Source organism: Candidatus Woesearchaeota archaeon (assembly GCA_003694805.1).
Classification (GTDB): domain Archaea; phylum Nanobdellota; class Nanobdellia; order Woesearchaeales; family J110; genus J110.
This window is the reverse complement of record RFJU01000111.1, coordinates 1-6,249: the sequence shown is the minus strand read 5'-3', so window position 1 is coordinate 6,249 and position 6,249 is coordinate 1. Positions and strand designations below refer to the sequence as shown.

Here is a 6,249-nt window from a genome sequence, read left to right as displayed (position 1 = left end):
GTTGGTGGGGAGTAGGTTTGGTTGTAGTGCTGCTGCTGGTTTGTGTTGGGATGAGCGGGCGCAGCGGGCGGATCGTGATGATCCGAATGGGGTTGTTGATGTGACGGATTTGAATATTGTTGCGAACAACTTCGGCAACACGTACTAGTTGGCAGGTGTTGGTTGCTCGTTCTGTTCTCGTTCTCTTTTTTTCTTTTGCTGTGATTTTACTTCTTAGGGGTTCTTAGTGTTAAGAAGCGAAGAGTTGTTCTCACGAGAAAAGCAAAAAGTTTTTAAAAGGAACGAAACCGCTCTGGTGGGCTTGCGACGAAGGCGTGCCATAGTGTTCCATGCTTGAAGAAAATGTTGCCAAGGAGCTGCAGGAGTGCCGTTCGAAGCGTCGTCACGGCGTGAAGAGGACGCTCGCAGCGTTAGCGCTCCCCTTAGCGCTCTGGGCGTACTCGTCAGGCGGTCAAGAGCAATTTTCCCGTATGCAAGATTTTCTTTTGGGAACGAAGCGTGAAGCGAGGGAGGTGGAAAACCGTGCTGTTGAGAGCACGCTTGCTTCACAAGAGTATTTGTACAGGCCTGCAAGGCTGGAGTCGCGAAGCGGAAGGAGCAGCGGAAGAAAAGCAACGTCTTCACACACGCTTGAAGGCTTTCTCTTGTCTCCCGACGTTATCAGTTCAGTACTGGAGGGAACGGCTCAGGACAACCCTGTCGTACCTCTACTTCGTGTGTTTCGCTATCACGCCGCTCTGCACGCGTTTGCTGAGCGATTACCACATTTTTCTGAGGCAGACCTCGCCTCCGTGGCTCTGGTGGAAAGTAGTGGGGACCCATCGAAAGTGAGCAGTGCAGGGGCGTACGGGTTGATGCAGATCGTTCCTGACGTGAATAAGGCAGTATGCAGCCTGGCAGGGTTTGAAGGTGGCGTGCGGGCATCCTATCATGATCCTGGGAACAGCATTGCCTGCGCAGGTTTATTGCTCGAAGAATTTTATAAGCGAACACCCCTCGATGAATCACTGATACGGCGGTGGTGCGCGGACAAGGAACGTGTTGAGATGAGGATGATGCTTTCTAGAAAAGAGCAAGCCATTTTGCAGTATCACGGTCTTGGATGCTCACGCGGGGCAGATCCTCGCTACGTTGAAAAAGTAACGGCTGCGAGGGGCGAGGTCGAGGAGTTGTTGAGCGTTGCAAACGATGTCGGAGCGCTGAATACGTACTTGAGGGATCGAGGGGTTCCCTTTGAAGTTCTCGTTGAGAACGGAGTTCCTCATGCGTACGAAGTGCCTTTCCGGGTGGCTGGCACGGCTGGTGACGGTCGGAAGTGGCGCTTCGAGCGGGTGCTGAGGCGGGGGGACTCTCCTTGGTCGCTTGCCAGAGCATTTCGGGAAGCGTACCCTCACTTGAGCGTGGAGGGCAGGGAGGGTGTTCCTCTCCTTGTTGATGGGAAAGGCCGAGAGCGCAATGCTCAAGCGCTTCGCGAAGGAGAGCGGGTCTTCTTCGTCGCGTATCAGCGAGAGTAAAAAAGGGGTGTTTTTTTGTGGCCTGTCAGGCTGTTTGCAGTTTTTTTTTTGTTGGTTGTTTTCGCAATGCTTAAGAGCGAGGGGATTGTTCTCTTGGGGCGAGTATGCGTCCTTCCTGTGAGGTGTGCGGCCGGTTTGATTTTTGGAAATGCAAGCGGGCTGGCTGCCCTATTCAGAAAAAGCTTGGCGGCTTGACAGTTTCTTCGCTGCAGTCTAAGGATGTGTTTTCTGCGAAGACGCCAAACGTTTTTGTTGGTCGGTTCGGGTATCCTCGTGTCCGGGCGGGTGTTTTGAGCGCTGAGTCGTACGTTGATCAGGATGATCCTGCAGGTTGGGTGAAGCGAGGGCTGGGCGTTGGAGACATCTTAGCCAGGCGGTTTTCTTTGCTTAACTCGAGTTTTCACGCATCGGTTCGCTCGTTTTCTGATCGGCTTGTGCAGGCGGCGAGGGAAGTGGGTCTTGCTCGTGACCCTGTTGATGTTGAGGTGAAACTAAAGGAAAAACCCGTGTTTCGGGTTGGTTTTCCCCGAGGGGTTTTGCCGTTCGGCCCTTCAGCTCCTGTACGTTCCGTTCGTCTCACGGAGAATCCGCGCGTTGAGAAAAGCGTGGAGGATGTTGTTTCTGACACTGACTTGAAAGCGTCGGAGGCGTTGACGACCTTGTACAAGAAAGGAGTGGGTGAACATCGGTTGGTGAAGTTGTTGAGTACGGGGAATGTTGGCGTCAGTGCTGGGAGAACGCTAGTGCCGACGCGGTGGTCTGTTACTGCTGTTGACGATCAGCTTGGCAAGCAGTTGATGAGGCAGGTGAGGGGGTTTGACGAGCTGGGTGTTTGGCAAGTGTTTACAGGGGAGTATTTAGGGAACGTGTACGTTGTCTTTTTGTTGCCGGGAGTTTGGAGTTATGAACTGTTTGAGGGGCCTGCTTCTCGCAAGGGGAGGCAGGGGTTTTCCCCTGACGCTTTTGCTTGCGATGCTGAGCACTTTGGCGGGAGGAAGTCTTACGCGTCCGAAACGGTTGGGGGGTATTACGCTGCGCGCCTCGCGGTTCTTGAGCACTTAGTGAAGGTGAGGCGCCAGGCAGGGGCTGTTTTGTTTCGCTTTGTCACGTCTGATTACTGGGCGCCCTTGGGGGTGTGGGTTGTTCGTGAGGCGGTGAGGAAGACGCTTCGCGGGACGTGTTCTGAGGCGTCATCGATTCACGAAGCGGTGGCGGCGGGCGTGAAGGCAATTACTTCTCGCTTTAGGGGTGACGCGGCGGCTCTTTTGAAGAGGTCGGTGTTGCTTCGCCAAGGGCGCGAGCAGAAACGGCTTCGAGATTTTTTGTAGTCAAACGTTCGTGCAGGAAAGAAGACTTTTTTTGTTCTTCGTCAAACGTTATTTTTTTGAGTGTGTGTATTTGCTGTTTCTTTAGGGAGGGTGGCTTTTGTGCTATGGTGCCAAGGTAACTTTTTAGGCAACGTTTAGGTGGCGAGAAGGCTTAGCATTTCTTGCTGACGAACGCGCCTCCTTCTCTCGTGTCGACGATGTGCTCGTTGCTAAACTCGGTGGTTCCCCAGACTGGTTGTGTCATGCGCAGCCGCATCACGTACGCTTTGCTAGGTGGAAGGGTGAAGTCTCCTTGGTTGTGAGGGCAGCGAACGTCGCAGATGACGAATTCGACGCGGCGCTCCAAGTACGCTCGTGGGATGGTGTAGAAGTCTTGCCAGTCGCCGTCAGGGAGTTCCTTGAGCTCGATAACGACTTCGCCTGGGACGGTGTCTGTTTTGTAGTAGACATCGCCGCCGGGGAAGGATGCTCTGCATGCTGGCGTGATGGAAACTTCTTCTATGTGTGTCCCTTCTTCGTTGGTCGTGACTGGCTGGTAGGTGAGCGGTTGTGGCCCGGATGTTTTCTTGCAGGTTGCTTTATCGTCAACTTCCCTGCCGTCCTCGCAAATGTACTTCGTGACTTGTACGAGTTTTTCTTTTTCTTGAACAGGGCAGGATGAGCAGTCGAGTTCGCACGGCGGGCAAGCGTCTTTCTCGTCTGAGTCGCAGATGTTGTTGCTGTTTTTGTCAAGGCAGCACGTGTTGCCGTTGATGATGTAGGGCGGGTTGCATTCGAAAACTGTTTCGGTGCATGAGGTGAGAAGGAGGGTGAAGGTGGCAATGGCTGCGAAGAGAAGCAATGAGAGGCGCGGCCTGGGCGGATGGAAGGGTCGGGAAACAGGTCGGCGAGGTTTGGCGGCGTCTTTTGCTTGCTTCATTCTTTTTTTTGAGTTGTTGTTTTTTTTGTTGCTCTTTTTGTCTTTCTGGCCTTCTGTTCTGTTTCTGCTTTATATGGTTTTCGGCCATTCCTTGTTGGCGTGCAGAATATTTTTTAAGGAGGGCGTGGTTTCGCCTCCTTGAGTGATGGGTGCATGCTGGGGCTTGATGATTTTCGGGAGCGTTTTGAGCAGGCGATTTCTCGCAATGAGTGCGCCGCGTGCTTTCTCTCCTGTGAGATTTCCTATTCCGGCAGGGCGGAGGCGTTTCTCGCGCGAGGGGATCGTCTCATCGTGCTCAAGGCGGATAATACGTTGCAGGTTCATCAGCCAGAGGGGAGCGCGCCTGTGAATTATATGAAGGCAGGGTCTTCTTTTTCCTTTAGCAAGCTGAAGAGCGGTGCGTTGTTGTTGCGCTGTGCCCACGCGAGGGAGAAGGAGTTCTTGGATGTCGTCGTGTTTGCTGTGCACGGATTTTTTTCAGCAAGGCTCGAGGATGGGCAGAAGTTGGTCTTGGTGGGTAACGAGGCGGACATGAGCGATATGATTAAGCAAAATCCTGCCTTGATTGAAGATGGTTTTAAGCCGTTGAGCAGGGAAGAGCACACGAAGGTGGGTTTTATTGATGTGTTTGGTTATGATGAACGGGGGAACTTGGTCGTGGTGGAGTGTAAGCGGTATCGTGCCAGCTTGGCGGCGGTGACACAGCTTCGACGGTATGTGGAGAAGATAAAGAAGCTTCGCGGCGTGAGCAAGGTTCGTGGCGTGTTGGCTGCTCCAGCAGTGACGAAGAACGCGCTGGCGCATCTGCACGAGCTCGGGTTTGAGTTCGTCAGTGTTTCTCCTCCGAAGCGGCTTGAGCGGTACTGGAAGGATCAGAAGTCGCTTGGTGATTTTTGAAGAAGAAAGGCGCGGCCTGTTGAGGTCTGCTTTTTTTTGGAGGCTGCAAGGCGGTTATTGCGTTCCGAGGCATGCTTTGCAGGGTTTGAGCCCTGATTTTTTCGCTTCTTCCAAACTGGTGAATTGTCGAAGATTTTTGGCGCTGCTTCGCTGAACGGTCATGCAGGAAGGAACGTGCACGACGTTTGAGGTTTTGACCGAAACGTATCGCTTGTTTGCTTTTCCCTCGCTGGTGCGGTTTTCTTGGTGGCGGTGGTGTTGGGAGCGGGGTGTGGTGGCGTGGGTGTCTCTTTGTGTTCTACTTCGTGTCCGGGTTGTTTCGTGATGTGCTGGGGGTGTGTGCTCTTGCGGGTGGAAGAGGATAACGATGATCGCGGCGAGGAAAGCGATGGCGAGGGAAAAGCCGAGGAGGCGTGTGCCGTTGCTGGGAGGCGTTGAGAGGGAGAGCAGGGTGAAAAAGAGGCTGATGACGCTGACAGCGGTGAGGAAGAATTCTGGCGTTCCCCACTCGTCTTGGAAACTGAGGAGGATGATGATTCCGGCAAGCGAGAGGGTGAGAAGGGTTCCTGCTATGAGGTTGGGTGCTGCAGTGAGGAAGCCGATGAGCACGATGCTGACGGCGCACAGTGTTAGTTTGGCAGGTTTCAGCATACGAGAGGGGTTGCGCACGAAACGTTTTAAATCTTTTGTATCAGCAGCTGTGGAGGGGTTCGTGTTTGGGAAGGCATGTTTTTTGAGTGTTGATTTTTGAGCGTTGATAAAGGGGTTGTTGGTTGTGCAAGCGCTGTGAGCTGAGCGAGGTGTTTAAGAGCAACAGGCAACAGGTTTAAATAGGGGTGTTGGTGGTGTGATGCTGGAGGACTGGAGGAGCTATGCGGAGAGAGGAGCGTGTGGATTTGGTGAAGGCGTGGTTCATGCTGAGCTTGGCGTTTGCCATACTGCTCCGAGAGCCTCACCTGGCCAGGTTTGAGAGTGCGAAGATTTCTTTTCTTGTTTCGTTTGCTTTTGCGAGCGTCACCGTCGGGACGGGGTTCGTCCTGCACGAGCTGGCGCACCGTTTTGTTGCACGTAAATTAGGGTTTGTTGCTGAGTTTAGGGCTTGGGATGCTGGCTTGTTGCTTGCACTTGTCATGAGTTTTTTTGGCTTTATTTTTGCAGCGCCAGGCGCGGTGGTGATTTCAGGCCATGTGAGGCGTAGTGAGAGTGGTATTATTGCTGCAGCGGGCCCGCTTGCTAATATCGTGTTAGCGCTAGCCTTCCTTCCTTTGTTGTTTGTTGACTCGCTCTCCCTTCTTGGTTGGTACGGGCTTTCTGTTAATAGCTTGCTTGCAGCGTTCAACCTTTTGCCGTTCTTGGCATTTGACGGAGCGAAGGTTTTGGCGTGGAGCAAGGCGGCGTATGTTGGGTTGTTTTTCTTCAGTGTTTTCTTGGTCTTCTTGCGGGAGCTTCTTTCGTTTTTTTTCTGAAGCGTTTTCTGAGCTCTTTGTAGGGGGTTTTGGCAGGGGGTGCTGAGTTTTTCTTGGAAGGTGCCCGTGGTTCTTGGCAAGAACGGGTGTTTTTCTCGGCGCTTAGCATTCTTTGAGGGGAAAGC

The 6,249-nt window shown here is 53.1% G+C and carries 6 protein-coding genes; 3 read left to right on the top strand and 3 right to left on the bottom strand.

What is annotated here, in order from left to right; all coding sequences use genetic code 11:
* Positions 1 to 329 precede the first annotated feature (329 nt).
* A complete protein-coding gene (locus tag D6783_04055) occupies positions 330 to 1,514 on the top strand; it encodes a hypothetical protein (GenBank protein RME52697.1) in 1,185 nt (394 codons plus the stop codon).
* 104 nt (positions 1,515 to 1,618) lie between these two features.
* Positions 1,619 to 2,842: a hypothetical protein gene (locus D6783_04050; protein ID RME52696.1), complete on the top strand. Its 1,224-nt coding sequence runs from the start codon at positions 1,619 to 1,621 to the stop codon at positions 2,840 to 2,842.
* Between the two features lie 151 nt (positions 2,843 to 2,993).
* On the opposite strand, the gene D6783_04045 is transcribed toward D6783_04050, so the two are convergent.
* Entirely contained in the window at positions 2,994 to 3,683 is a 690-nt protein-coding gene (locus D6783_04045; GenBank protein RME52695.1) for a hypothetical protein, read from the bottom strand.
* 231 nt (positions 3,684 to 3,914) lie between these two features.
* Here D6783_04045 and D6783_04040 point away from each other — a divergent pair, with 231 nt between their 5' ends.
* Complete coding sequence (locus D6783_04040) at positions 3,915 to 4,658, top strand: DUF91 domain-containing protein (protein ID RME52694.1); 744 nt, start codon at positions 3,915 to 3,917, stop codon at positions 4,656 to 4,658.
* A 54-nt stretch (positions 4,659 to 4,712) separates the two neighbouring features.
* Here D6783_04040 and D6783_04035 read toward each other — a convergent pair whose 3' ends face one another.
* The gene (locus tag D6783_04035) at positions 4,713 to 5,309 is read right to left on the bottom strand and encodes a hypothetical protein (protein ID RME52693.1); all 597 of its coding nucleotides are present in this window, start codon (positions 5,307 to 5,309) and stop codon (positions 4,713 to 4,715) included.
* A 301-nt stretch (positions 5,310 to 5,610) separates the two neighbouring features.
* On the bottom strand, positions 5,611 to 6,249 hold a 639-nt coding region (locus tag D6783_04030), incomplete at its 5' end, for a hypothetical protein (GenBank protein RME52692.1).

Excerpts from the sequence above, each read along its gene's own strand:
- D6783_04055 (RME52697.1), top strand. The coding sequence starts at position 330 with ATGCTTGAAGAAAATGTTGCCAAGGAGCTGCAGGAGTGCCGTTCGAAG.
- D6783_04050 (RME52696.1), top strand. The coding sequence starts at position 1,619 with ATGCGTCCTTCCTGTGAGGTGTGCGGCCGGTTTGATTTTTGGAAATGC.
- D6783_04040 (RME52694.1), top strand. The coding sequence starts at position 3,915 with ATGCTGGGGCTTGATGATTTTCGGGAGCGTTTTGAGCAGGCGATTTCT.
- D6783_04035 (RME52693.1), bottom strand. The coding sequence starts at position 5,309 with ATGCTGAAACCTGCCAAACTAACACTGTGCGCCGTCAGCATCGTGCTC.